This is a genomic window from Candidatus Symbiopectobacterium sp. NZEC151 (assembly GCF_025962655.1).
Classification (GTDB): domain Bacteria; phylum Pseudomonadota; class Gammaproteobacteria; order Enterobacterales; family Enterobacteriaceae; genus Symbiopectobacterium.
In genome coordinates this window covers 127,381-152,354 of sequence record NZ_JAGFPE010000008.1, presented here as the reverse complement: position 1 = coordinate 152,354, position 24,974 = coordinate 127,381, and the positions used below count along the sequence as shown (strand labels likewise).

Annotated in this window: 22 protein-coding genes; 14 read left to right on the top strand and 8 right to left on the bottom strand. The window is 55.1% G+C overall.

Features of this window, described 5'->3' with window-relative positions:
• Positions 1-213 precede the first annotated feature (213 nt).
• The gene (bioH, locus tag J5067_RS20265; protein ID WP_264651879.1) at positions 214-981 is read right to left on the bottom strand and encodes a pimeloyl-ACP methyl ester esterase BioH; all 768 of its coding nucleotides are present in this window, start codon (positions 979-981) and stop codon (positions 214-216) included.
• A gap of 46 nt (positions 982-1,027) precedes the next feature.
• Here bioH and gntX point away from each other — a divergent pair, with 46 nt between their 5' ends.
• On the top strand, positions 1,028-1,726 hold the full coding sequence (gene gntX / locus J5067_RS20260; RefSeq protein ID WP_264651878.1) for a DNA utilization protein GntX: 699 nt from the start codon (positions 1,028-1,030) through the stop codon (positions 1,724-1,726).
• A 231-nt stretch (positions 1,727-1,957) separates the two neighbouring features.
• A complete protein-coding gene (gene nfuA / locus J5067_RS20255) occupies positions 1,958-2,533 on the top strand; it encodes a Fe-S biogenesis protein NfuA (RefSeq protein ID WP_222158810.1) in 576 nt (191 codons plus the stop codon).
• A gap of 64 nt (positions 2,534-2,597) precedes the next feature.
• Here nfuA and malQ read toward each other — a convergent pair whose 3' ends face one another.
• From malQ to glpG, 4 genes are all read right to left on the bottom strand, one after another.
• Positions 2,598-4,703, bottom strand: a complete 2,106-nt coding sequence (malQ, locus tag J5067_RS20250) for a 4-alpha-glucanotransferase (RefSeq protein WP_264651877.1) — start codon at positions 4,701-4,703, stop codon at positions 2,598-2,600.
• Between the two features lie 10 nt (positions 4,704-4,713).
• Positions 4,714-7,122: a maltodextrin phosphorylase gene (malP, locus tag J5067_RS20245; RefSeq protein ID WP_264651876.1), complete on the bottom strand. Its 2,409-nt coding sequence runs from the start codon at positions 7,120-7,122 to the stop codon at positions 4,714-4,716.
• Between the two features lie 43 nt (positions 7,123-7,165).
• Positions 7,166-7,924 (bottom strand): DeoR/GlpR family transcriptional regulator, encoded by a 759-nt coding sequence (locus J5067_RS20240; RefSeq protein WP_264645624.1) that lies wholly within the window; start codon positions 7,922-7,924, stop codon positions 7,166-7,168.
• A gap of 94 nt (positions 7,925-8,018) precedes the next feature.
• Positions 8,019-8,846: a rhomboid family intramembrane serine protease GlpG gene (glpG, locus tag J5067_RS20235; protein WP_264645623.1), complete on the bottom strand. Its 828-nt coding sequence runs from the start codon at positions 8,844-8,846 to the stop codon at positions 8,019-8,021.
• A 255-nt stretch (positions 8,847-9,101) separates the two neighbouring features.
• Between glpG and rbsK the strand changes: the two genes are divergently transcribed.
• From rbsK to J5067_RS20220, 3 genes are all read left to right on the top strand, one after another.
• Positions 9,102-10,313 carry a ribokinase gene (gene rbsK / locus J5067_RS20230; protein ID WP_264645622.1) on the top strand — a complete coding sequence of 404 codons (1,212 nt, stop codon included), beginning with the start codon at positions 9,102-9,104 and terminating at the stop codon, positions 10,311-10,313.
• 47 nt (positions 10,314-10,360) lie between these two features.
• Positions 10,361-11,284 (top strand): dihydrodipicolinate synthase family protein, encoded by a 924-nt coding sequence (locus J5067_RS20225; RefSeq protein WP_264645621.1) that lies wholly within the window; start codon positions 10,361-10,363, stop codon positions 11,282-11,284.
• A gap of 210 nt (positions 11,285-11,494) precedes the next feature.
• Positions 11,495-12,793 (top strand): MFS transporter, encoded by a 1,299-nt coding sequence (locus J5067_RS20220; protein ID WP_264651875.1) that lies wholly within the window; start codon positions 11,495-11,497, stop codon positions 12,791-12,793.
• A 66-nt stretch (positions 12,794-12,859) separates the two neighbouring features.
• Here J5067_RS20220 and glpE read toward each other — a convergent pair whose 3' ends face one another.
• Positions 12,860-13,192, bottom strand: a complete 333-nt coding sequence (glpE, locus tag J5067_RS20215; protein WP_264651874.1) for a thiosulfate sulfurtransferase GlpE — start codon at positions 13,190-13,192, stop codon at positions 12,860-12,862.
• Between the two features lie 222 nt (positions 13,193-13,414).
• Between glpE and agp the strand changes: the two genes are divergently transcribed.
• Entirely contained in the window at positions 13,415-14,668 is a 1,254-nt protein-coding gene (gene agp / locus J5067_RS20210; protein ID WP_264651873.1) for a bifunctional glucose-1-phosphatase/inositol phosphatase, read from the top strand.
• A 353-nt stretch (positions 14,669-15,021) separates the two neighbouring features.
• Here the strand turns inward: agp and ulaR are convergent, their stop codons facing one another.
• Entirely contained in the window at positions 15,022-15,777 is a 756-nt protein-coding gene (gene ulaR, locus J5067_RS20205) for an HTH-type transcriptional regulator UlaR (protein ID WP_264645617.1), read from the bottom strand.
• Positions 15,778-15,942: 165 nt separating this feature from the next.
• Positions 15,943-17,007, bottom strand: coding sequence for an L-ascorbate 6-phosphate lactonase (gene ulaG / locus J5067_RS20200; protein ID WP_264645616.1), 1,065 nt, complete (start codon positions 17,005-17,007; stop codon positions 15,943-15,945).
• Between the two features lie 408 nt (positions 17,008-17,415).
• On the opposite strand from ulaG, the gene ulaA reads away from it, so the two are divergent.
• The 8 genes from ulaA (at position 17,416) to J5067_RS20160 (ending at position 24,914) form a co-directional block, all read left to right on the top strand.
• A complete protein-coding gene (gene ulaA, locus J5067_RS20195; RefSeq protein WP_264645615.1) occupies positions 17,416-18,813 on the top strand; it encodes a PTS ascorbate transporter subunit IIC in 1,398 nt (465 codons plus the stop codon).
• Between the two features lie 16 nt (positions 18,814-18,829).
• Positions 18,830-19,138: a PTS ascorbate transporter subunit IIB gene (gene ulaB, locus J5067_RS20190; RefSeq protein ID WP_222158820.1), complete on the top strand. Its 309-nt coding sequence runs from the start codon at positions 18,830-18,832 to the stop codon at positions 19,136-19,138.
• A gap of 9 nt (positions 19,139-19,147) precedes the next feature.
• Entirely contained in the window at positions 19,148-19,618 is a 471-nt protein-coding gene (gene ulaC, locus J5067_RS20185; protein ID WP_264645614.1) for a PTS ascorbate transporter subunit IIA, read from the top strand.
• Positions 19,619-19,628: 10 nt separating this feature from the next.
• Positions 19,629-20,282: a 3-keto-L-gulonate-6-phosphate decarboxylase UlaD gene (locus J5067_RS20180; protein ID WP_264645613.1), complete on the top strand. Its 654-nt coding sequence runs from the start codon at positions 19,629-19,631 to the stop codon at positions 20,280-20,282.
• 10 nt (positions 20,283-20,292) lie between these two features.
• Positions 20,293-21,153: an L-ribulose-5-phosphate 3-epimerase gene (locus J5067_RS20175; RefSeq protein WP_264645612.1), complete on the top strand. Its 861-nt coding sequence runs from the start codon at positions 20,293-20,295 to the stop codon at positions 21,151-21,153.
• Positions 21,150-21,839: an L-ribulose-5-phosphate 4-epimerase gene (locus tag J5067_RS20170; protein ID WP_264645611.1), complete on the top strand. Its 690-nt coding sequence runs from the start codon at positions 21,150-21,152 to the stop codon at positions 21,837-21,839. The genes J5067_RS20175 and J5067_RS20170 overlap by 4 nt, the downstream gene beginning before the upstream one ends.
• Before the next feature lie 233 nt (positions 21,840-22,072).
• Positions 22,073-23,572, top strand: a complete 1,500-nt coding sequence (gene glpD / locus J5067_RS20165; RefSeq protein ID WP_264651872.1) for a glycerol-3-phosphate dehydrogenase — start codon at positions 22,073-22,075, stop codon at positions 23,570-23,572.
• A gap of 712 nt (positions 23,573-24,284) precedes the next feature.
• Positions 24,285-24,914 (top strand): ferredoxin-like protein, encoded by a 630-nt coding sequence (locus J5067_RS20160; RefSeq protein ID WP_319801692.1) that lies wholly within the window; start codon positions 24,285-24,287, stop codon positions 24,912-24,914.
• The last annotated feature ends 60 nt before the right edge of the window (positions 24,915-24,974 follow it).

Genomic DNA, 24,974 nt, shown 5'->3' with positions numbered 1-24,974 from the left:
TGCAGGAAGGCGGCAAGTGAACGAGTCCCGATGAGCTTACTCAAGTAAGTGATTCGGGTGAGTGAGCGCAGCCAACGCATCTGCAACGTGAAGTATGACGGGTATGACGCGCTACTTTACCCTGTCACCGCACGCAACATCGTGGAGAAAATGAGGAGAATATGTAAATTAACGTTGGTGACACATTTTTTTGTGCCTTTACTCAACAACGCGTTAGACGCCAGCAAACGCACAAACCGTTTCGGCAAAGGCATCCGGGTGGGAAATAAACGGTGCATGTGCCGCCTGCGCCATCACCACCGAGTCAGTATCGGGCCATCGTTCATCAAGCAGGCTCGCCACTTTACGGGGCACCAGTCCGTCCAGCGCCCCGTAAACACGCAGCATCGGTAACGTCAACGACGCCATCGCCTCACGCAGGTCGGTTTGGCGCAAAATGTCCAAGCCCCCCTCAAGCACCTCAATGCTCGGCATCGGTTGTTCCAATACCACACTTTTTAGCAGACGCGCATCCTGACGCGCACTGCCGGTGCCCAGGGTTTGCAACGCCAGAAAACGCTCCACGGTGCGCTGAAAATCTTCGCTGAGCTGCTGCTGAAAACCTTGTAAAACCGTAGGCTTAATACCGGGCCACTCCGCTTGGGCGCTGAAGCGCGGGGAGGAAGCAACCGTGATCAACGCACTGACACGCGCAGGCGCACTGAGTGCCGCCTGACAGGCAACCAACCCGCCTAGCGACCATCCCAGCCAGACAGCCTGCTCGGGTGCCTGTGCCAGCACGATATCGGCCATGTCAGCAAGCGATAACGCCCCATATCCCACACTACGGCCATAACCGGGGAGATCGACACAGTGCAGTCGAAAATGCGGTGCCAGTCGCACTGCAATACCCTGCCATACCTGCGCGTTCAGCCCCCATCCGTGCAGCAACACAAGATCGCGTTTCCCTTCCCCTTCGGTGTGCCAATAGAGCGTGGTCATCAATTATCTTCCTGCTAGTCGTTCGAAATTTTGTTGCGAGGCCGCTATGTTAACCATCAGTGCCAATTGCTGGCTATGCCAACAACCGCTTTATCATTACCATCACGGTATTTGCTGCTATTGTCAGCGTCATCTTCCGGCTCCACCGGTGTGCTGCCCGCGCTGCGGGTTACCGTCCGGCAATGCCACGGTGCCGTGCGGTCGCTGCCTGTATCGCCCGCCACGCTGGCACCGCCTGACCTTTGTCTCCGATTACCGCCCTCCGTTCACCACGCTATTGAAACAGCTTAAATTCCACGGACGCATCGAACTTGGGCAAGTGCTCGCGCGACAGATGCTGCTGCGTTGGCTCAGCGAATATCGCCTTGCGCCACAACGCGTTGAGAAACCCGATGTGCTGCTCACCGTGCCACTGCACCGCCGTCAGCGCTGGCGGCGCGGCTTTAATCAAACCGAGTTGCTGGCGCAACCTCTGGCCCGCTGGCTGCGCTGCCGCTATCATCCTCATGCGCTCACGCGCGTGCGCCATACGCCTCTGCAACAGCACCTGTGCGCCTCTGAGCGGCGCTACAACCTGCGGCATGCGTTTGCCTGCAACCTGGACCTCTCTGGGCTTCGGGTGGCGCTGGTGGATGACGTGGTGACCACGGGCAATACCGTGGCAGAGATCTGCCGCGTATTACAGGCGCAGGGTGCCGCGCATATTCAGGTGTGGTGCCTGTGCCGCACGCTGCTCGATGCGTGAACGCCTTTGTTGCCATATACCCTAAATAATTCGAGTTGCAGGAAGGCGGCAAGTGAATGAATCCCGATGAGCTTACTTGAGTAAGTGATTCGGGTGAGTGAACGCAGCCAACGCACCTGCAGCTTGAAGTATGACGGGTATAAATGGCATTTACCGTGAATGAATTGGAGTTAACGCCTCGATGGGCGTATTATGACCGATAAGCGTAGTCAACTATTGAGTTAATCCACTATGATCCGTATTACCGACTCTGCACAAGACCATTTTGTCAAACTGCTGGTAAAACAAGAAGAAGGCACGCAAATTCGCGTCTTCGTTATCAATCCGGGCACGCCTAACGCTGAGTGTGGCGTTTCCTATTGTCCGCCGGATGCGGTGGAAGCCTCCGACACTGAATTGAAGTTCGAGAAGCTTTCCGCCTACGTGGATGAACTGAGCGCGCCTTATCTGGAAGATGCTGAAATCGACTTCGTTACCGATCAGTTGGGCTCTCAATTGACGCTCAAAGCCCCTAACGCAAAAATGCGCAAAGTGGGTGACAATGCGCCGTTGATGGAACGCGTGGAGTATGTGCTGCAATCCCAGATCAACCCCCAGTTGGCCGGGCACGGCGGCCGCGTAACGCTGATGGAAATCACCGATGATGGCTTGGCTATCCTGCAATTCGGCGGCGGTTGCAACGGCTGTTCAATGGTCGATTACACGCTGAAAGAAGGCATCGAGAAAGAGCTGTTAGAGAAGTTCCCTGAGCTGAAAGGCGTGCGCGATTTGACAGAACACCAGCGCGGCGAACATTCTTACTATTGATCGCACGATAATCCTATCGCCCGACTCCCCACGCCAGTGTGGGGAGTGCTCGTCAGCCAATCCATCAATTCTTACGGGTTTCACTCGCCGCTTCCGGTGGCAACGCTAGACCACGCCGCAGATCGAGATCGCGAATCAAGCGTTCCAGATGGCGATCGCTGAAAATAGACGTCACCGTTCTGCTCAGCTTGCGCCGCCAGTTGGGGTATTCACGCGTGGTGCCGGGAATATTGACCGGTGTCGCCATATCCAGCCAATCCTCGAGTTGCAACCCCAGCAGCGCACTGCGACTGTCCGCCAGATAACGCTGCACACCGCGACTCAGTTGCGTCCCCATCGCGGTTAACGCCGCATTGCGCCCGACGCGCTGCGGTAACAGCTGATACTGATGCAACGCATCGAGCAGCCCCTGCTTGGCGCTATCGCGCTGTTCAATCTGCTGCTGCAACGCGCGTTCATCAGGATAGAGACCCAGCTCTTTGCCCAATGACAGATCGACGTTTTGCCAAAAGCCGCGCAACGTGGGCAGATCGTGCGTGGTGATGGTCGCCATTGACTGGCGCGGGTAATCGAGCGGAGCGCGAAAGTGATGGTGCTCATCCTGTTCAAAAAACAGCACCTTGTAAGAGTAAACGCCGCTATCGCGCAGTTTATCCACAATCTCGGCCGGCACCGTCCCCAGATCTTCCCCCACGACCAGACAGCGCTGGCGTTGGCTCTCCAGCGCCAGCACCGCCAGTAAATCATCCAGCGGATAGTGCACATAGGCACCGCGCGTGGCGGGTTCGGCTTTGGGTATCCACCACAGGCGCAGCAGCCCCATCACATGGTCGATACGCAATGCGCCACAGTGCGCCATGTTGCTGCGCAGCACATCGATAAACGGCTGATACCCCTGCGCCTGCATCACGTGCGGGTTCATCGGTGGCAGCGACCAGTTTTGCCCCTGCGGCCCCAGCGGGTCGGGTGGTGCGCCGATGGCGGCGTCCAGACAGTAAAGTCGACGCTCATCCCAGGTTTCTGCCCCACCCTGCGCCACCCCCACGGCCATGTCCCGGTATAGGCCAATAGGCATGCCAAGCTGTTTACTGTGCGCGAAACACTCTGCCAGTTGCTCGTTAGCCATCCATTGCAGCCAGCAGTAAAACGCAATATCGTGCTCATTTTCCTGACAAAACGCTTTCACCGTGTCGCCATGCACGTCGTGATAACGCTTTGGCCACTGCTGCCAATCGCCATAATTTTCGCCCTGACGCTTAAGCCAGGTTTGCAACGCATCAAAGGTGGCTTGCCGTTGCAGGCTTTGCCCGCCGCTGACCACAAATTGACGAAACGCACTGACGCGCGGATCGAGCACGCTGCGCGTCTTGAAAAAGTCGTATGCCAGCCGCAGCGCGGCCAGTTTTTGCGCCATCACGCCGCTGTAGTCGACCCAACGTCCGGCGCGCAGTGTCGCTAACTGACGCTGCGTGTCATCCTGTCGCCACCAGGCTTGCGCCTCTTTGCTCTGCTGAAAATCATCAATACGGTTCACATTGATATAAATGATATTCAACCAGTGACGGGAAGAGGGGCTGTAAGGGCTGGCAGCCTCGGGGTCGGCAGGGTAAAGCGCATGCAGAGGATTTACGCCGATAAAGGCACCGCCGCGCCGCGCGACTTGCTCCACCAGTTGGCGCAGATCGCCGAAATCGCCAATCCCCCAGTTATCCTGCGAGCGTAGCGTATAAAGCTGCACGTTAACGCCCCACCAACGCTTGCCCTGGTTCAAGGGCTCCGGCTCATAGCCGCGCTGCGGCGCGACAATCACGCGGCAGGTCCAACGCTGTTCACCGCGCATCAAAATCAGTTCGTGATAGCCCAGCGGTAAGGCATCCGGCAGCAGCAGTTCGCTACCGCCCGTAATGTTGCCCTGAACCTGACCCCCGTTTTCATACATCAGCGTCCAACCAAACTCGCCGTCGCCTGACAGGGGAATCAGCGCCGCCTTGCCCTGACGAAAAACCCGGACCGAAGGCAGCGGTGCATTTTCGCAACCGCTCGTCGCCATCATGCTCAGCAGTTGCGTTTTCACTGCAACATCGACAAGATGCGTTTTACCGTATGCATCAGTATAGGTATCGGCAACGCCGACAGGAGCGAACTTCAGGTTATCTACCTTGAATGACATCTTCCTTCCCTCAACAGCGCGCGTGCCAAATGCGCGTCTGATAATCATGAATCGCCCGATCGGCACTGAAAAAACCCATTCGCGCGGTATTCAGCACACACCGTCGCGTCCATTCCTCCGTATCACGATACAGCGCATCCACACGCTGCTGCGTCTGACAATAGGGCGTGAAATCGGCCAGCAGCAGATAGGGATCGCCCTTGTCCAGCAGACTTTCCAGTAACGGCGCAAACGCCGTTTTGTCGCCGTGGCTAAACGCACCGCTGCCCAGTTCATCCAGCAAAAGGGCCAACTGCGGCACCTGCTTGAGCACCACACACGGATCGTAGCCCTGCGCCAGCAGGCTTTTAACCTCATCCACCGTATGCCCGAAAATAAACAGGTTTTCTTCCCCGACTTCCTGCGCCATTTCCACATTGGCACCGTCCAGCGTCCCCACTGTCAGCGCACCGTTTAACGCCAGCTTCATGTTCCCGGTGCCAGAGGCCTCTTTTCCGGCGGTGGAGATTTGCTCCGACACATCGGCAGCGGGAATGATCCGTTCCGCCAGCGACACACGATAATCTGGAATAAACAGTATACGCAAACGATCTCTGACATGCTTATCCCGATTAATCATCTCCGCTACGCTATTAATGGCGTAGATAATATTTTTTGCCAGCACATATCCCGGTGCGGCCTTAGCCCCAAAGACAAAGACGCGCGGAACTATATCCAGATGCGGGTTATCACGCAATTGGCGGTAAAGTGAAAGAATATGGAGCAAATTCAGGTGCTGGCGTTTGTATTCATGCAAGCGTTTGATCTGCACGTCAAACAGGGCGTGAGGGTCCAGTTTCACCCCCAGATTCTGACCTACCCAGTTGGTCAGATTTTCTTTATTTTGCTGCTTGATGGCGCGGTAACGCGCCCGAAACGCGCTGTCATCGGCGTAAGGCTCGAGCGCGCGCAAGGCGGGTAAATCTGTGGTCCAGGCGGTTCCAACCGTTTCATCCAACAGCGCCGACAGCGCCGGGTTGCACTGCTTTAGCCAGCGGCGTGGCGTAATGCCGTTGGTCACGTTATGAAATTTTTGCGGCCACAGTTGGTGATATTCAGGAAACAGATCGCTCACGACCAGACGTGAATGCAGTGCTGCCACCCCGTTAACGGCAAAGCAGACCACCACGCACAGGTTTGCCATGCGCACCTGATGCTGATAGCGGATGGCGACACGCGGCCAGATATGCCGCGCCTGAGCGCCCCACTGCTGCTCCACCTGCGCTTTGAAATGCGTATCAATGATGTTGATCAGATCAAAGTGGCGCGGCAGCAAGCGACGGAACAGGCCATCATGCCAGCGCTCGAGCGCTTCTGGCATCAACGTATGGTTGGTATAGGCAAACATGCGCCGGGTAATGTCCCACGCCTCGTCCCAACCCAGATGATGTTCGTCCAGCAACACGCGCAACAATTCAGGGATAGCCAGCGTCGGGTGCGTGTCGTTAAGTTGAATCACCTCCCACTCCGGCAGCGCTGACAACGCCCGCCCCGCCTGAAGGTGTCGCCGCACAATGTCCGCGACGGCGCAGGCGCACTGAAAATATTGCTGCATCAGGCGCAGACGCCGACCGGCGGCGTGGTTGTCATTCGGGTACAGTACTTTCGTCAGGCTCGCCGCCGACACACCGGCGCGCTCCGCGTCCAGATAGCGCCCGGCGTTGAATGCCGTGAGATCGAAAGGGGTTTCCGCCGTAGAGTGCCAGAGCCGCAACACCTGCACCACGCCGTTTTCATAGCCCAGCACCGGCACATCACGCGCCTCGCCGCGAAAATAAAAGGCGGGCAGCCATTTTTCTGCCTCTCCATCGCGCGATTCGATAACGCCACCGAAACCGACCTGCACGCCAAGCTCCGGCTGTGGGCGACCCCAGGGATACGCATCGCGCCGCCAGTCATCAGGATACTCATGCTGCTGGCACGCTTCGAAACGTTGGCGGAACAGGCCGTACTGATAGTCCAGCCCGTAACCTATAGCCGGTTGCCCCACCGTCGCCATCGCATCCAGAAAACAGGACGCCAGACGCCCTAATCCCCCGTTACCCAATGCCGGGTCAGTCTCACCTTCCAGCACATCGCTGAGGCTAAGCCCCTGCTCTGCCAGCACGTCTGCCACGGCAGTGTGCCATCCCAGATTAATCAGGTTGTTGCCCGTGAGGCGACCCGGTAAAAATTCCATGGAGAGGTAGTTAACATGACGGCCTGGCGGCGAATCGGGAGGGGTTATCGGGTGCGCGGCAAGCTGCTCCGCCAGCGCAGTACTGACGACATGCCACTGTTGCTGCGCGCTGAGGCTGGTCAGCGCCGCCACGCCATAGTGTTGTCGTTGGCGGTGCAATGCAGCAATAAACAGCGTGTGGTTGAATGACAGCGTTCCCATCGTGCCTCTCCCCTGTTATCAATCAGAAAAAGGCACGTCTGGCTCAGCACAACTCCAACTGCACCTTATGTTGTTCAATGATTTTCATTACGCTGGGTGGTGGTAGCTGATCGGTAAAAAGATAGTCGATCAGGTCCATATTGCCCAGATTCACCATCGCATTGCGACCGAATTTGGAGTGGTCGGTGACCAGCATGACGCAGCGGGAATTTTCGATAATTGCCCGTTTGGTGCGCACTTCATGGTAATCAAACTCCAGCAAGGAGCCATCCATGTCAATGCCGCTGATGCCGAGGATGCCAAAATCCAGACGAAACTGAGAAATGAAATCCAGCGTCGCTTCACCCATAATGCCGCCATCCCGGGTGCGCACTTCGCCACCAGCCAGAATCAGCCGGCAATCCTCTTTTCCCATCAACAGCGTCGCCACGTTCAGGTTGTTGGTGACGACCCGCAGATCCTTGTGTTGCAACAGCGCATAGGCAACCGCCTCTGGCGTTGTCCCGATATCTATAAACAGCGTAGCACCATCCGGGATTTGGCTGGCGACTTTACGTGCAATACGCGCTTTTTCATCTGACCACATCATCTTGCGATCGTGGTAAGCCGTATTCACCGAGCTGGAAGGCAGCGCCGCTCCGCCGTGGTGGCGATGGATCTTGTTCTGCTCCGCCAGATCGTTAAGATCCCGGCGAATGGTTTGCGGACTCACCGCAAAATGTTCTACCAACTCTTCGGTACTGACATATCCCTGCCGACGCACCAGTTCAATGATGGCGTCGTGCCGCTGTGTTTGCCTCACGTTGTTCCCCTAAAACAGGTTTCCACTCAACCCTCTGGTTGAGACTTCTCTGTGCTGCTGGCAACGCTTACCCCGCAATGCTACCGGGTTGCGATCATGCTTTTTTCTGCTGCGTATCCCAAAAGGCCAGCACCAACCCAATAACCAGACCCACGACGTGCGCGGCATTAGCAATACGTAGACCTAAAATATCGAAATATCCGGCGATCAACCACAACAATGCGAAAGCCATCAATCCGCGCTGCATGAACAGCGGGCCCGACGGCACGCGCTCACCGTATAGCCAGACGTAGCCCATCAGGGCGTACACCACGCCGGAAAGGCCACCGAAATAGATGCCGCTGAAGAACGATTGTATCCAGCCGCTGGCAACCGCTGAGAGCAGCGCCAAGATCAGTAGTTTGCGCGTCCCCAAAATTTTCTCTACCGGCCCGCCGAGATACCACCACCACATCAGGTTAAACAAGATATGTAGCAAGGAGAAATGCAGGAAGGCGTGGCTGAACCAACGCCATAGCTGAAATTTTTGCCCCACACCCGGGTAAGAGAGCCACATCATGGCACGATCGTTACCGAATATCGCCATCCACAGATAAACGACAATGCAGGTAATCATCACACCCAGCGTTAGCGGCCCGGCGCGCTGCTGTAACGTCTGCAAATAAGAGAACCGCGCATAGCGCAAGGGCGATGAGGTCGACCCCGCCTGCCAACTGGCCGCCTGATAACGCGGATGCATCGGGTCTTGAATGAACACCTCAAGCGCCTGCTGTACTTCAGGCAACCGCGCTTCATCATCCAGCCAGAGTTCCGCTTCCTGCCCGGAGAAGCGCAACTCCAGTTGAATATTCTGCGTTTGCATATAGTCGACAAACGCCTGTGCCAAGCGTGGCTGAGATAAGGCTGTTAGGCGAATTGCCATCGTGGTTTATCCGTTAGCAAATTGATTTGCCATAAAAATATCACATCGTTTTATTAAGAGGGTTGAAATATTGTTCTGATAAAGAGGCGGTTTACCCTGATACCCGCGCTACAAACGCCACTGATGCTGGCAATTCGTTGTACATCACCCACATACACACTTCCGTTTGCTTCCGTTTTGCCCATTATCCTATGACAATAGTCACTTTTTAACCATAGCCGCTCCTTTAGGCTCATATCCAGCAGCGAGGTGACCATGTTCCTGGAAGAAAGACGTAATCAAATTCTGGCCTATTTAACCAAACACGAACGTGCCAGTGTTGATTATCTGGCCACCGCATTTGCCGTGAGCAAAGAGACGATCCGCAGCGACCTGAACGAGTTGGCGCGTCTGAATCTGGTTCAGCGCTGCTACGGTGGTGCAATTATTGTGCGGCGCAGTCTGCAATCTGAACTGATTGCGCCCCGCAGTGAAAATTTTGAAGTACTGCTCAAGCGATTGGAAAAGCAGACCCGGCATCAAACCAGCAAACAGAAAGGAAACAAGATGAACGGCAAGGTGTGTATTTTAGGATCGTTCAACGTCGATATCGTCGCCAAGGTAGCGCGTTTTCCCAAAGGCGGTGAATCGATCATGGCGCAGGGCAGCGCCCTTGGCCCCGGCGGCAAAGGTGCCAATCAGGCGATGGCCGCCAGTCGGGCAGGTTCACAGGTCTATTTTGTCACCAAGGTAGGCACCGATCAGTTCAGCCAGTTTGCCTACGACCATCTGTCGTCATCGGATATTCACGCGTTCAAGCTGTATCAATCCGATACCGAACCCACCGGCAACGCCATCATCTATGTCTCGCAGCAAAACGGCGAGAACATGATCGCCATTTATCCCGGTGCCAACCAGACCATCACCGATGACGAAGTGGCGGCCATCGCGCCGGAATTGACCACGTCAGACGTACTGCTGGTCCAGTTGGAGAATAACTTTTCCGCCACCCTGAACGTCATCAAGCTGGCGCACGCATTGGGCAAAAAAGTGATCCTCAACCCGGCCCCCTATTCCAGCGAGATTCTGCCCTATCTGGATTATCTGGACGTGATCACGCCCAATGAAACGGAAGCCTCACTGCTGTCGGGTATCGACATTCAGGATTTTGACAGTACCAAAGAGGCCGCGCTGAAAATCGCAGGTATGGGTGCCAAGCGCGTCATTATTACCATGGGATCGCGCGGTGCGCTGCTGTATGACGGCCACCAGTTCCAACACATTCCGGCCTTTCCGGCGCTCGGTGTCGACACCACCGGCGCTGGGGATGCCTTCAACGGTGCGTTTGCCGCCGCACTGGCTAACGGACAAAGCATGGTGCAGGCCGCGACCTACGCCTCTGCCTTTGCATCCTTGGCTGTTGAGCGGGAAGGTGCCTCAAACATGCCAGAACATCAACAGGTTATCGCGCGTTTATCACAACGTTAATGCCTGCGGGCCCGCGCCCGCACAGTCTGTATTCGGAGAAATAAAAAATGAAAAAAATCGATGGTATCGTCCCTGTCATGCTTACACCGTTCACCGAACAGAACGACGTAGACTATCCCGGCCTGGCCAACCTGATTGACTGGTATCTGGAAAACAAGGTCGATGCGCTGTTTGCCGTGTGCCAGTCCAGTGAAATGCAATTCCTGACGCTGGAAGAACGCGTGGCGGTGGCCCGTTTCGTTGTCGATCACGTGAAAGGCCGCGTCCCGGTGATCGCCTCCGGCCACATCAGTGACGATCTCGGCGCACAAATCGAAGAGCTGTCAGCCATGGCACAAACCGGCATCGATGCGCTGGTGCTGGTAACTAACCACCTCGATCCGCAGAAAACCGGCAGTGACACCTTCTTCAGTACGCTGAACAGCCTGCTGGATGCGCTGCCGGAATCGCTGCCGCTGGGCCTGTATGAGTGCCCGGCACCGTATCGCCGCCTGCTGAGTGACGAAGAGCTGACCTATTGCGCCAACAGCGGCCGTTTCGTGGTGTTGAAAGACGTAAGCTGCGATTTGGACACCGTAACCCGTCGCGTCAAGCTGGTGCAGGACACCCCGCTTAATATCATCAACGCCAATGCCGCCATTGCGTTCCCGGCGATGAAAGCGGGCTCACGCGGTTTCAGCGGCGTGTTCACCAACTTCCACCCGGAACTGTACGTGTGGCTGTATCACCACCATCAGGAAAACCCTGCGCTGGCAGACGAACTGGCGGATTTCCTGTCGCTGGCTGCCGTCACTGAAACGCTGGGTTACCCGAAAAACGCCAAGATTTACCACCAACGCCGCGGCACCTTTGACAGCATTCACTGCCGGGTCAACAAGGATGACGTGCTGGAAAAATTCTGGGGATTGACCGTGATCCTCGACCAGATTAGCCACGGCACCGCGCATTACCAGAAAAAAATTGCGCAATAAAAAATAACTATAAATAGCGGGAACACTTTGTGATTCCCGCTACGAAAAATAAAAAAACCAGGGGAATTCTCAGCATGATCGTGTGTGACCAATGTGATTGGGCGCAAGAACAGCACGCCCTGACTCCTACAACAACGTCCTTACAGCCAGACTCACGGCGAATCGTTTATTCGCAGATTCCTCTCAGCCTGCTCACGGAAAATAAATAAAATGAAAGAGACAATATCGTTATCTCAACCTGCCGCTGTTGCTCCACCAATGCAAAAAATATCCCGTTTGCGTTGGAGCATTATTCTGGTGTTGCTGATCGCCGCCGTGGTGAACTACCTTGACCGCGCCAACCTCAGTATCGCCAACACCACCATTTCGAAAGAGTTCGGCTTTAGCTCCACCCAGATGGGCCTGCTGCTTTCAGCCTTTCTGTGGCCCTATGCGCTAGCCAACCTGCCTGCGGGCTGGCTGGTTGATAAATTCGGGCCGAAAAAAATGTTTTCCTGGGCGCTCGGGCTGTGGTCAGGCTTCACCATTCTCGCGGGCTTCGTTAACGGCTACTCCATGTTCTATGGTCTGCGCATGATGCTGGGCATCTCTGAATCACCGTTTTTTACCTCCGGTATCAAGATCACTCATCGCTGGTTCCCCAGTAATGAACGCGGACTTCCCACCGCCATCATCAACACCGGCTCTCAGATCGCCAACGCCGTTGCACCGCCGATCCTGACTATTCTGTTGTTAACAATGGGCTGGCGCGGCATGTTTATCGCTATCGGCTTGGCAGGTATCCCGATTCTGCTGTTGTGGCTGAAACTGTATCGCAATCCCACGCCAGCGGAAGAAGTCGAGATTCACGGTGTAGAAGAAGCGACGACGGAGCAACAGGCGAGCCAGCCCAAAGCAAGCTGGGGTTCGCTGTTCAAACACAAAACCACTTGGTTCATGATCCTGGGGAACTTCTCCATCATGTTCACCATTTGGGTGTACCTGACCTGGCTGCCAAGCTATCTGGAGAGATCGCTCGGCTTTAGTCTGATGAAAACCGGCTGGGTGGCGTCCATCCCGTTCTTTGCCGGGATCCTGGGCGTGCTGGTGGGTGGCGTGATTTCTGACCGATTGATTCGTCGCGGTACCAACACCATTACCGCGCGTAAAATCCCGATCGTGTGCGGTGCAGCACTGGCCGCCTGCTTCGTGGCACCGATCCCCTTCGTGCACGACACCACATTGTGCATCGCGCTGCTGTCACTGGGTTATTTCTGTTCTCAGATGCCATCAGGCGTTATCTGGACGTTGGCTACGGATATCGCACCGAAATCACAGGTGGCTTCACTGGGTGCCATTCAGAACTTCGGCGGATTCCTCGGCGCAGCCAGCGCACCGATCGTCACCGGCATCATCCTTGATACAACGGGCACCTTCACCAACGTCTTCCTGTTTGGTGCCTTCCTGCTAATGCTGGGAGCTATCAGCTACGGCTTCTTTGTGAAAAAGCCAATTCAGGCGGCTGAATAACCTTGCCCTATCCCGACGCTTAACCTTGCCCTATCCCGACGCTTAACCGCGTCGGGATATTTCCCCTCACACGTTATCCGATGCTGACGCCACATCCTGCGGAAAATCGCGCTGCCAGGCTTCATAACCGCCATCCACGCTGTATACCGCTTCAAAACCCAGGCTCAACAGATACTGTGCCGCATTGCGGCTGCTAATACCGTGATAACACATCACCATCACCGGCTGATCGAGTTCGGCTTCACGCACAAAATCAGACAGCGTTTCATTCGTCAGGTGCACCGCCTGCGGCACATGCCCGGTGGTATAACTTTGCGCATCACGGATATCCACCATCACACCGCTTTTCTGCCAGCGCTCGTGGGCTTGCTCAATGCTGAGACACTCAAACTGTTCCATTCGGATACCACCTCGGGACAAAGAAAAAAGGCATTACGGCACAGCGCACGCCACTGTGAGGGAGATGCTACTGTTTCAGTAAGGTAAGTCAATCGTCACATTTCTGTAATAAAACATTTTTCGCTATACAAAAAAAGAGTCATGATGAAAAGGATCGCATTTTCACGCATCCGTTACGCGTGTAATGCGCGACTGTGTTATTCACTCACCAGGAGCATCACCATGTCTTTACAACGAAAAGTCCTGTTTTGTCTCCCGCTGTTACTGCCCGCAGCGCTCTCTTTCCCGGCCGCCGCGCAGGACGGCTACACGCTCGAACAGGTCGTGGTGTTTAGTCGTCACGGCCTGCGCGCCCCGTTAGCCAGTCCGAGCAGCGCGCTCGGCAAGGTCACACCCGATGCCTGGCCACAGTGGGATACCCCGAGCAGCTACCTGACCACGCGCGGCGGCGTGCTGGAAGCCTATTTCGGCCACTATTTTAACGAATGGCTGGTGGATAACCGCCTGCTGGCCGCCGATACCTGCCCGACGGATAAAGACGTCTCGTTCTATGCCAACAGCCTGCAACGCACCATCTCCACCGCGCAATATTTCGCGGTAGGCGCGTTCCCCGGTTGTCTGGTGCCCGTGGTGCACAAAGAAAAATTGGGCACGATGGATGCCACCTTTAACCCGATCATCCGCAATGACAGCGCCAGCTTTAAGCAGCAGGCCATCGACTCCATCAACCAAAAAGCCGGTGAAGGTGGGGTGAAAGGGCTCAATGAGCGACTGAAACCGGTATACCAGCAGATGGCCGAGATCATCCGTTACAAGGATTCCGCCAACTGCAAGCAGGATAAACAGTGCGACCTGATGGCGCAGGAAACTGACGTGAAGATCGAGGCTGGCAAAGAGCCGGGAGTGGTTGGTCCGCTGAGAACCGGCACCTCAATTGCCGATGCCTTTATCCTGCAATACTACGAAGGCACACCGATTAACCAGATCGGCTGGGGACGCATCAAAGATGAGAAGCAACTGGCTGATTTAGTGTCGATCAAAGAGTACTACAACAGCGTGGTGTTTAGTGCACCGGTGGTTGCCAAAGCGGTCTCGGCCAATCTGGTCAAAGCGCTGGCCGGTTCGTTTGGCGAGCAGCAGCCCAAATTCACCTTCCTGGTCGGCCACGATTCAAACGTCGCGTCGCTGTTCTCCGCGCTGGGCGTGAAGCCGTACCATCTGCCGCACCAACTGGAAACCACGCCGATCGGCGGCAAGGTGGTGTTCCAACGCTGGCGCGATAACGCCAGTAACAAGGCGCTGTTGAAAGTGGAATACGTGTATCAATCGACTGAACAGCTCGCCACGCTGGCACCGCTCAACCGCGCCAATCCCCCGCAGCGTGTAACGCTAACGCTTAGCGAGTGTCCGACCAATGACAAAGGCTTCTGCCCATTTGAGGGCTTCGAGAAAATTACTAACGCGCTAACTCAGTAAAGATCCTGATAATGGCCGATGCAGAAGATGGGGTTTGGTCTTTTGCTCGCGTAAAGAATCACGCTGAGGTGGGCGTGGCCGCCGGGTGAGCCGCAGGGATGCGGCGAAAGTTCCCACCGCGTCGGGAACGCGTTGGGAACGGCCCGATCAGCGGACACGAACGCCGAAGGCACCGCGTAGCGGCGTGATTTATCGCGAAAAGCCTGGACTGGAGCCACGAGGCGGCGGCGATTGAGCGCCTCGTGTCGGGCGCGCAACAACGGTTGCAGAAACTGGCGTTGGTAAGCGCGCACGAAACACTCACGCTACTGACAGAGATACAAGGATAACTCAGTCTCCGGACATAATGTCTATTATACGAGTATCACCTCAACACCCTGCGCTCGCAGTTGCTCTACGATAGTGGCGTCAGCCTGCTTCCCAGTGATCACCACGTCAATCTGATCGGCACGGCTAAACAGCATGCCTGCGCGTTGGCCCACTTTGCTGCTGTCCACTACCACCGCCAGTTTGCCGACATAGCTCAGCATCTTTTGCTCTGCCATCGCCGTCAGCATATCGGTTTTGTACAGCCCTTCCGTGGTCAACCCTTTGCCGCTGGTGAACATCCAATGGCCGGCATACAAGCTCGCATCCCCTTCCTGAGGTGCCAGGGTGATCGACTGGCTCTTGTTGTACTGCCCGCCCATGATCACCACGCTTTCATGCTCTTGTTCAATCAGGAAATTCGCCAATGGCAGATAGTTGGTAATCACCTGAATATCACGCCCGACAATCTCACGCCCCAGCAGAAACGCCGTTGAACCGCAGTTAATCACCACGCTGTCACCGGGATGGCACAGTGCCGCCGCTGCCTGCGCGATACGCATTTTCTCATCCAGATTCTGCGCCTGATAGATATTGAGCGGCGTCCAGGACGGGCGCGGCAGGTTAACGGCTTCAGCGCCGTTGCGCACTTTGCGCAGTTTGCCCAATTCATTGAGTTTGTTGATGTCACGTCGCGCAGTGGCAGGAGAAACGTCAAAGTTGGCGATCAAGTCAGAGACGGTGAATTGCCCCTGGCGTTGCAGAAAATCAATGATGGCATGATGGCGCTGAGATTCAGTCATAAGTCGTCCGGTAACAAGAAGCGGCGCGTCATGGCGTCGACGTGAAAAGTTTACATCATAATTTATCATAAATGCGCAGCAATCATCATATGCCCTCAATAATTCGCGTCGAAGTATGGCAGGCATAGCGCGACGTGTTTGCCACGTCGCGCACTACATCGCAAATTACAGGAAAGATTTGAACGGCAAATCGGGTTCCGTGGTGAAGCAGTCATCAAAGCCGCGCGGGTAGTGGTATTCCAAATTGTCTTTGTCCAACGGCCAGGTGAATTTGCCACCGACTTGCCAGATAAAAGGTTTGAAACCGTATTGCAGACGGTCTTTTTTCATCTCCCACAGCACGCGAATCTCCTGCGGATCGGCCTGAAAATTCGACCAGATATCATGGTGGAAGGGGATAACCACCTTGGCATTCAACGCCTCAGCCATACGCAGCATATCCGCGCTGGTCATCTTGTCGGTAATACCGCGCGGGTTTTCTCCGTATGAGCCCAACGCCACGTCAATATCATACTCGTTGCCATGTTTCGCGTAGTAGTTGGAGTAGTGGGAATCACCGCTGTGATACAGGTTGCCACCGGGGGTTTTGAACAGGTAGTTCACCGCGCGCAGATCCATGCCATCCGGTAACACACCCGCCGCTTTTTGTTCCACCGGCAAGGTGATCAACGCGGTGCGATCGAACGCGTCTAACGCATGGATTTCAATATCTTTAATGCGGATCACCGAGCCCGGTTTCACCACGATGCAACGCTCGCGCGGCACGCCCCAGCCCACCCAAAGATCCACACAGCTTTGCGGACCAATAAAGGGAACCTCCGGGCTGCAATTTTTCAGCACGGCGGCGGCGACGTTGACGTCAATATGGTCGTTATGGTCGTGCGTCGCCAAAATGGCATCCACCTGGCGGATGGCGAACGGGTCCAGCACAAACGGCGTGGTGCGCAAGTTAGGTTGCAATTTTTTCACACCCGCCATGCGCTGCATCTGATGCCCGTTTTTCATCAAGGGGTTACCGTGGCTCTGCTTGCCAGTGCCGCACCAGAAGTCGACGCAAATATTGGCCCCACCTTCGGATTTCAACCAAATCCCGGTGCAGCCCAGCCACCACATGGCGAAGGTGCCGGCGGCAACCTGCTCTTGTTCGATCTCTTCATTCAACCAGGTTCCCCATTCCGGGAAGGTGCTCAGGATCCAGGATTCGCGGGTAATGGTTTCTATCTTGCTCATGGCGTGACCTCATCATTAATCGGCAATTAAATAAATCACAAGTAATCATAAAAAGATTAAACACGACAACTTAACGTCAATCTATCACCGTTAAATCGCACTTACAATCACTTAAGATGATAAAAAAATCATGAAAATTCACACCAAGATCAAATAACGCAAAAGAATAAAAACTCAATGCATTGAATTTAATAATAAAAATAAAAGATGATTATCGAATGATCTTAAGCGCCATGAGAATTGCGAGTTTAATCACAAACAATCAACAAAAATCTCAATACGATTACTCGTGATTACTGAAGTCCCTACGCCCGGTTATGCCAGCCACAACGCCGCTGCTCGTCAGCAGGCTGCGATGGCAGGCAATAGCAGTAAAACGGTAATAATAAAAATCGATTGGAGTGTTCCATGGAAACTCTCTACAACATCTTCACCATTTTCTTTAATCAGGTCATGACCAACGCTCCCTTACTGCTTGGCATTGTGACCTTTCTCGGCTACCTGCTGTTGCGCAAAAGCGCCACGGTGATCATCAAGGGCACCATCAAGACGATCATCGGCTTTATGCTGTTACAAGCAGGTTCAGGCATCCTGACCGGCACCTTCAAACCCGTGGTCGCCAAGATGTCCGAGGTGTACCAAATCAACGGTGCCATCTCTGACACCTACGCCTCGATGATGGCCACCATCGAACGCATGGGCGATGCCTACAGTTGGGTCGGCTATGCGGTGTTGCTGGCGCTGGCGCTGAACATTGTGTATGTCCTGTTGCGCCGCATTACCGGCATTCGCACCATTATGCTCACCGGCCATATCATGTTTCAGCAGGCGGGTTTGCTGGCGGTGTTCTTCTATATTCTCGGTTACCCGATGTGGACCACCATCCTGTGCAGCGCCGTGCTGGTGTCGCTCTATTGGGGGATCACCTCCAACATGATGTACAAGCCGACGCAGGAAGTAACCGACGGCTGCGGTTTCTCCATTGGCCACCAGCAGCAGTTCGCCTCCTGGCTGGCCTACAAGCTCGCCCCCTATCTGGGGAAAAAGGAAGAGAGCGTCGAAGATCTGAAGCTGCCCGGCTGGTTAAATATCTTCCATGACAACATCGTCTCTACCGCCATCGTGATGACCGTGTTCTTTGGCGCAATCCTGCTGTCGTTCGGTATCGATACGGTGCAGAAGATGGCAGGCAAGACCCACTGGACCGTTTATATCCTGCAAACCGGTTTCCAATTCGCCGTAGCCATTTTCATCATCGTGCAGGGCGTGCGCATGTTCGTTGCCGAGCTGTCCGAAGCCTTTAACGGCATCTCTCAGCGCCTGATCCCCGGTGCCGTGCTGGCCATCGACTGCGCCGCCATCTACAGCTTCGCCCCCAATGCGGTGGTATGGGGCTTTATGTGGGGCACCATCGGCCAGCTGATCGCCGTTGGCATTCTGATTGGGATTGGTTCGCCCATCATGATCATCCCCGGCTTTATCCCGATGTTCTTCTCCAACGCCACCATCGGCGTGTTTGCCAACCACTTTGGCGGCTGGCGCGCGGCGCTGAAAATCTGTCTGGTGATGGGGATGATTGAGATTTTTGGCTGCGTATGGGCGATAAAACTCACCGGACTGTCGGCCTGGATGGGCATGGCGGACTGGTCAATTCTGGCACCGCCGCTGATGCAAGGCATGACGCTGGGCCTGTGGTTTATGGGCGTGGTGATCCTCATCGCGGTGGCCTACATGTACTTTGCCAGCCGCACGCTGCGCGCTGAAGAAGATGCAGAAAAACAACTCGCGCAAACCACCGCGCAATGACGCTGGAGAAAGCACCATGACAGTTCGGATTCTGGCCGTATGCGGCTGTGGGCAAGGCAGTTCCATGATCATGAAGATGAAGGTGGATCAGTTCCTGACCCAACAAGGGGTGGCACACACCGTCAATAGCTGTGCCGTCGGGGAATATAAAGCAGAGCTGAGCGGCGCGGACATCATTATCGCCTCAACCCACGTGGCGGATGAGATTACCGTGAGCGGCAACAAGTACGTCGTCGGGGTGCGCAATATGCTCTCTGCCGCCGAGTTTGGTCCCAAGCTGATGGAGGTGATCAATGCCCACTTCCCTCAGGACGCCAAAGCGTAAGGAGTTTCCATGAAGCTGCGCGATTCGCTGCTGGAAAACCGGTCAATCCGCCTGCAAGCGGAGGCCACCACCTGGCAGGAAGCGGTCAAAATCGGCGTCGATCTACTGGTCGCGGCTGACGTGGTTGAGCCGCGCTACTACCAGGCGATTCTCGATGGCGTCGAACGTTTTGGCCCCTATTTTGTTATCGCTCCCGGGCTCGCCATGCCCCATGGACGCCCGGAGGAAGGGGTGAAGAAAACCGGCTTCGCGCTGGTGACACTAAAAACCCCGCTGCCGTTCAACCATGAAGATAACGATCCGGTGGATCTGCTGATCACGCTGGCCGCCGAGGATGCTACCGCTCACCAAGAGGTGGGCATTATGCAGATCGTTAATCTGTTTGAGGATGAGGCGAATTTTGATCGCCTGCGCGCCTGCCGCACCGAGCAGGATGTTTTGGATCTGATCGATCGCGCCACGCTGGCCGCGACGGAATAAGGAGTCCCCGATGCCACAGTTACCGATGTTACAAGTTGCGCTGGATAACCAGACGCTGTCCGATGCCTACAACACCACCCGTCTGATCGCCGAAGAGGTGGACATTATCGAAGTCGGCACCATTTTATGCGTGGGCGAAGGGGTGCGCGCCGTGCGCGATCTGAAAGCGCTCTATCCGCACAAGATTGTGCTGGCTGATGCCAAAATTGCCGACGCGGGGAAAATTCTGTCACGTATGTGTTTTGAAGCCAATGCCGATTGGGTCACCGTGATCTGCTGCGCTGACATCAACACCGCCGCGGGCGCACTGGCGGTAGCGCGCGAATTCGACGGCGATGTGCAGATCGAACTGACCGGTTTCTGGACCTGGGAACAGGCGGAAGCCTGGCGCACGGCAGGGATTCAGCAAGTGGTGTATCACCGCAGCCGGGATGCACAGGCCGCTGGCGTCGCCTGGAGCGAAACCGACATCAGCGCCATCAAGCGCCTGGCCGAAATGGGCTTTAAAGTCACCGTCACCGGCGGTCTGGCGCTGGACGATCTGCCGCTGTTTCAGGGCATCCCGATTCACGTCTTTATCGCCGGACGCAGCATCCGCGATGCGGCAAGCCCGGTCGAGGCCGCCCGTGAGTTTAAACGCCGAATTGCCCAACTGTGGGGCTAAGGGAAGCAACATGCTGACAAAAGCGGTGCCGCTGGGCATCTACGAAAAAGCGCTGCCTCCCGGTGAAAGTTGGCTGGCACGCTTACAGTTGGCGCGCGAACTGGGCTTTGATTTCGTCGAAATGTCGCTGGATGAAACCGATGCGCGCTTGGCCCGGCTGGATTGGGATCGTGAACAGCGTCTGGCGCTGGTCAATGCCATCGCCACTACCGGCATTCGGGTGCCTTCCATGTGCCTGAGCGCGCACCGCCGCTTCCCGCTGGGCTCGCAGGATGACGCTATTCGCAATCAAGGGCTTGCCATCATGCATAAAGCGATCGCGCTGGCGCAGGATGTGGGGATTCGCGTGATTCAGTTGGCCGGCTACGATGTCTATTATCAGGAAGCCAATGAGATTACCCGTGAGCGTTTTCGTGACGGTCTGCAACAAGCGGTAGAAATGGCGAGCCGCGCACAGGTTACGCTGGCCATGGAGATCATGGATTATCCCCTGATGAACTCCATCAGCAAAGCGCTGGGCTATGCCAACTACCTGAACAACCCGTGGTTTCAGCTCTATCCCGATATCGGTAACCTTTCGGCCTGGGATAACGATGTGCAGATGGAACTGCGCGCGGGCCAGGGCCACATTGTCGCGGTGCACGTGAAAGATACCCGCCCCGGCGTCTTCAAAAACGTCCCCTTTGGCACTGGCGTCGTGGATTTCGAACGCTGTTTTACCACGCTGAAAGAGAGCGGCTACCGCGGCCCTTATCTGATTGAGATGTGGAGCGAAAATGCCCCGGACCCCATTAAGGAAGTGATCGCGGCGCGCGACTGGGTGAAACAGCGCATGGAACGCGCCGGTTTGCACGTGGAGGAAGCCGCATGACAGCGCAACTGAAGCAACGGGTCTTTGAAGCCAATATGGCCCTGCCTCGACACGGTCTGGTGACTTATACCTGGGGGAATGTGAGTGCGATCGACCGCGAACGCGGTCTGGTGGTTATCAAACCCAGCGGCGTTGCCTATGAGGTGATGCAGGCCGACGATATGGTGGTGATCGATTTACAGGGCAATCAGGTCGAAGGGCGTTATCGCCCTTCCTCGGATACCCCGACGCATCTGGAGTTGTATCGTCGTTATCCGCAAATGGGGGGGATTGTGCACACCCACTCCACTCACGCCACCGCCTGGGCACAGGCGGGGTTGGATATTCCTGCGCTCGGCACCACGCACGCCGACTATTTTTTTGGCGATATTCCCTGCACCCGTCCGCTGACGGCGCAAGAAGTGGAGCAGGAGTACGAAAAAAATACCGGTGTGGTCATTGCCCAGACGCTGGGAGAGCGTAATCCGCTGCACACGCCCGGCATTATTGCCTACCAGCATGGGCCGTTCTGCTGGGGCAAAGACGCTGAAGAAGCGGTGCACAATGCGGTGGTGCTGGAAGAGGTAGCACGCATGGCCTGGCTCGCCTGCACGCTGAACCCTCATCTGCGCCCACTCGACAGCGCGTTGCAGCATAAGCACTTTAATCGCAAACACGGTCCGAACGCCTACTACGGGCAAAAATAGCGCCTCGACGGTCATTCCTCGCCAACGCGAGAAATGACCGCATTCTCCGCCAATTACGCGCCCTTCCTCGCACCAATCCCCTATACTTTATGTGACAACCTTCAACAATATGTTATCTGCATCACGCCTAAATGTTTTTATTTGGTTAATCCTTGGCTGTGGTGTTTGTTTTCGATTATGATAATGCTCGAAAACGAACATTTTGACCTTTTTTTGGACACGGAGGAGAACGCGTGGAAACCAAAGACCTTATCGTAATCGGTGGGGGCATCAACGGCGCAGGCATAGCAGCCGATGCCGCGGGCCGTGGCTTGTCGGTGCTGCTGTTGGAAGCACAGGATCTCGCCAGCGCCACCTCCTCTGCCAGTTCAAAATTGATCCACGGCGGCCTGCGCTACCTGGAACATTACGAGTTTCGTTTGGTGAGCGAAGCGCTCTCCGAGCGTGAAAAATTGCTGAAGATGGCACCGCACATCATCTTCCCAATGCGCTTCCGTTTGCCCCATCAGCCACACCTGCGCCCGGCCTGGATGATCCGTATCGGGCTGTTTATGTATGACAATTTGGGCAAACGTGTCAGCCTGCCCGCCAGCCACGGCCTGAAATTCGGCAAAGACTCGGTGCTGAAACCCGAATTAACGCGCGGTTTCGAATATTCAGACTGCTGGGTAGACGATGCGCGTCTGGTGGTGTTGAACGCGCAGGAAGTGGTAAAACGTGGTGGCGAAGTGCGCACCCGCACCAAAGTGACGCGGGCGCGTCGCGAAGGCGATCTGTGGATCATCGATGCCGTCGACAGCGTGACGGGCGAAACCCACACCTGGCAGGCGAAAGGGCTGGTCAACGCCACGGGCCCTTGGGTGAAAGAGTTCTTCGATCACGGGCTGGAGCTGAAATCCCCTTATGGCATTCGCCTGATCAAAGGCAGCCACATTGTCGTGCCCCGCGTGCACGACGAACCGCAGTCCTACATTCTGCAAAATAAAGATAACCGCATCGTGTTTGTGATTCCGTGGCAGGATGAGTTCTCGATCATCGGCACCACTGACGTGGAATACCACGGCGATCCGCATGACGTGAAGATCGACGACAAAGAAACCGCCTATTTGCTGGATGTCTACAACGATCACTTCAAAAAGACGCTGACGCGTGATGATATCGTATGGACCTATTCCGGCGTACGCCCGCTGTGCGATGACGAGTCGGATTCTCCGCAGGCCATTACCCGCGATTACACGCTGTCAGTGGCGGATGAGCACGGTAAAGCGCCTCTGCTGTCGGTGTTTGGCGGCAAGCTGACCACCTACCGCAAGCTGGCAGAACATGCGATGGAGAAGCTGGCAAAATACTATCCTCACAGTGGTCAGGCCTGGACACAAAACGCGGTGCTGCCCGGTGGCGATTTGGCCGGTACGCGCGATGAGTACGCCGCTGCGTTGCGCCGTCGTTTCAACCTGCCGGAATCGCTGGCGCGTCGCTATGCCCGCACCTACGGTTCCCACAGCGAGCTAATCCTGACGAACGCCACCGGCATTCATGACCTCGGCGAAAACTTCGGACACGATCTCTACGAAGCTGAATTGCGCTATCTGGCCGATAAAGAGTGGGTTGTCAGCGTGGAAGATGCCATCTGGCGTCGTACCAAACTGGGCATGTGGCTCAATGATGAGCAGAAACAGCGCGTCACTGACTGGTTAAGCGCCTATCGTCAATCGAAGGTTGCCGCACAATAATTTTCCTGCCACACCGCTCCTCCAGCGAACAGGTTACCGAAAGGTAACCTGTTCGTTTTTTATACGCAGCATGTGGTAACATTTCGTCGTTTATGGCGTCTTTCTCCCTTCAAAATAATCGCCATGGTCATTTTTTGCTACTCCACTCAATAGTGCCTCTCGCGCTCAAATCAAAACTGAACGATCCATCAGGAATTAATTCTGGTCATAACAGTAAATAATAAACGAATGCTAATAAACATTGCGCACAATGTGATTTATTTTGTTAAGAGAATATAAAATCGGGGAATATATTTATCACAAGAAGAAAAGTGATGAATAAGAGTTATATCTGGCAGGATGTAAATAAGAATAATAATCAATAACCACAAAAAATAAAGGGCTATTTATTTTTCTACGATATAGCTCACAGAATAAAAACAATAAAATACCCATTCTTATTAATGATTAACGGAGTAATAAATTGCATATCAAGTACTATATTATTAGCCCTGATGGCAAGTCATGATCTCCGTCCTATTCAACATTGCATCGTAAGTCAGTTCGCAAAACAGACGCGGGTAATAAGCCGTTGTGATGAGATATCGTTATTAACTATTTTATACAACGGTTAGTGTTCACTGTCACGTTATTTCTTGCCGCCTTGTTGTGTGTTTTGTACTGCGTTGATTTCCGTGCTCATGTATTCGGGTATGCGGAGGATGAAAATTAAATGCCTAATCAGGTTGAGCGTCCTTTATTGGATCTGGGACTAACAAGACTCGAATTCCTGCGTATTTCAGGCAAAGGCCTGGCAGGGATCACCATTGCGCCAGCACTGCTTTCACTGTTGGGATGCCGACAGGAACAGATCGACAGCGGCGTTATCGGGCTGACGACCACCCCCAAAGGCGTGCTGGTGACAAACCGTGCCCGCTGCACCGGGTGTCATCGCTGCGAAACTGCCTGCACGTCGTTTAATGACGGTAGCGTTGGTTCCTATTTCTCACGCGTCAAAATCCATCGCCATTTCTACTACGGCGACGGTGGGCTGGGCTCCGGCGGCGGCCTGTACGGCGATCTCAATTTCACCACTGACACCTGTCGGCAGTGTAAAGACCCCGAATGCATGAAGGTCTGCCCGATCAAGGCCATCGCCTTCAATGAAGAGCATGGCAGCATCGCCGTGGACACTAAACGCTGCATCGGCTGCGCCGCTTGTACCACCGCCTGCCCCTGGATGATGGCAACCGTTAACCCGCAGACCAAAAAATCGGGCAAATGCATTCTGTGCGGTGAATGCGCGACGGCATGTCCGACCGGGGCATTATCCATTATCGAGTGGAAAGAGATTACCGTCTGATAACGGCAACGGGCGTTATCCCCTTATTCACGCGGCGTTTCATACGCAGGAAGAAAAATT

Coding starts and splice junctions, on each gene's coding strand:
- nfuA (WP_222158810.1), top strand. CDS start 1,958: ATGATCCGTATTACCGACTCTGCACAAGACCATTTTGTCAAACTGCTG.
- J5067_RS20225 (WP_264645621.1), top strand. CDS start 10,361: ATGAAAAAAATCGATGGTATCGTCCCTGTCATGCTTACACCGTTCACC.
- J5067_RS20170 (WP_264645611.1), top strand. CDS start 21,150: ATGACAGCGCAACTGAAGCAACGGGTCTTTGAAGCCAATATGGCCCTG.
- J5067_RS20160 (WP_319801692.1), top strand. CDS start 24,285: ATGCCTAATCAGGTTGAGCGTCCTTTATTGGATCTGGGACTAACAAGA.
- J5067_RS20220 (WP_264651875.1), top strand. CDS start 11,495: ATGAAAGAGACAATATCGTTATCTCAACCTGCCGCTGTTGCTCCACCA.
- rbsK (WP_264645622.1), top strand. CDS start 9,102: ATGTTCCTGGAAGAAAGACGTAATCAAATTCTGGCCTATTTAACCAAA.
- agp (WP_264651873.1), top strand. CDS start 13,415: ATGTCTTTACAACGAAAAGTCCTGTTTTGTCTCCCGCTGTTACTGCCC.
- bioH (WP_264651879.1), bottom strand. CDS start 981: ATGACCACGCTCTATTGGCACACCGAAGGGGAAGGGAAACGCGATCTT.
- glpE (WP_264651874.1), bottom strand. CDS start 13,192: ATGGAACAGTTTGAGTGTCTCAGCATTGAGCAAGCCCACGAGCGCTGG.
- malP (WP_264651876.1), bottom strand. CDS start 7,122: ATGGGAACGCTGTCATTCAACCACACGCTGTTTATTGCTGCATTGCAC.
- gntX (WP_264651878.1), top strand. CDS start 1,028: ATGTTAACCATCAGTGCCAATTGCTGGCTATGCCAACAACCGCTTTAT.
- ulaC (WP_264645614.1), top strand. CDS start 19,148: ATGAAGCTGCGCGATTCGCTGCTGGAAAACCGGTCAATCCGCCTGCAA.
- J5067_RS20180 (WP_264645613.1), top strand. CDS start 19,629: ATGCCACAGTTACCGATGTTACAAGTTGCGCTGGATAACCAGACGCTG.
- ulaG (WP_264645616.1), bottom strand. CDS start 17,007: ATGAGCAAGATAGAAACCATTACCCGCGAATCCTGGATCCTGAGCACC.
- malQ (WP_264651877.1), bottom strand. CDS start 4,703: ATGTCATTCAAGGTAGATAACCTGAAGTTCGCTCCTGTCGGCGTTGCC.
- ulaA (WP_264645615.1), top strand. CDS start 17,416: ATGGAAACTCTCTACAACATCTTCACCATTTTCTTTAATCAGGTCATG.
- ulaB (WP_222158820.1), top strand. CDS start 18,830: ATGACAGTTCGGATTCTGGCCGTATGCGGCTGTGGGCAAGGCAGTTCC.
- J5067_RS20175 (WP_264645612.1), top strand. CDS start 20,293: ATGCTGACAAAAGCGGTGCCGCTGGGCATCTACGAAAAAGCGCTGCCT.
- ulaR (WP_264645617.1), bottom strand. CDS start 15,777: ATGACTGAATCTCAGCGCCATCATGCCATCATTGATTTTCTGCAACGC.
- glpG (WP_264645623.1), bottom strand. CDS start 8,846: ATGGCAATTCGCCTAACAGCCTTATCTCAGCCACGCTTGGCACAGGCG.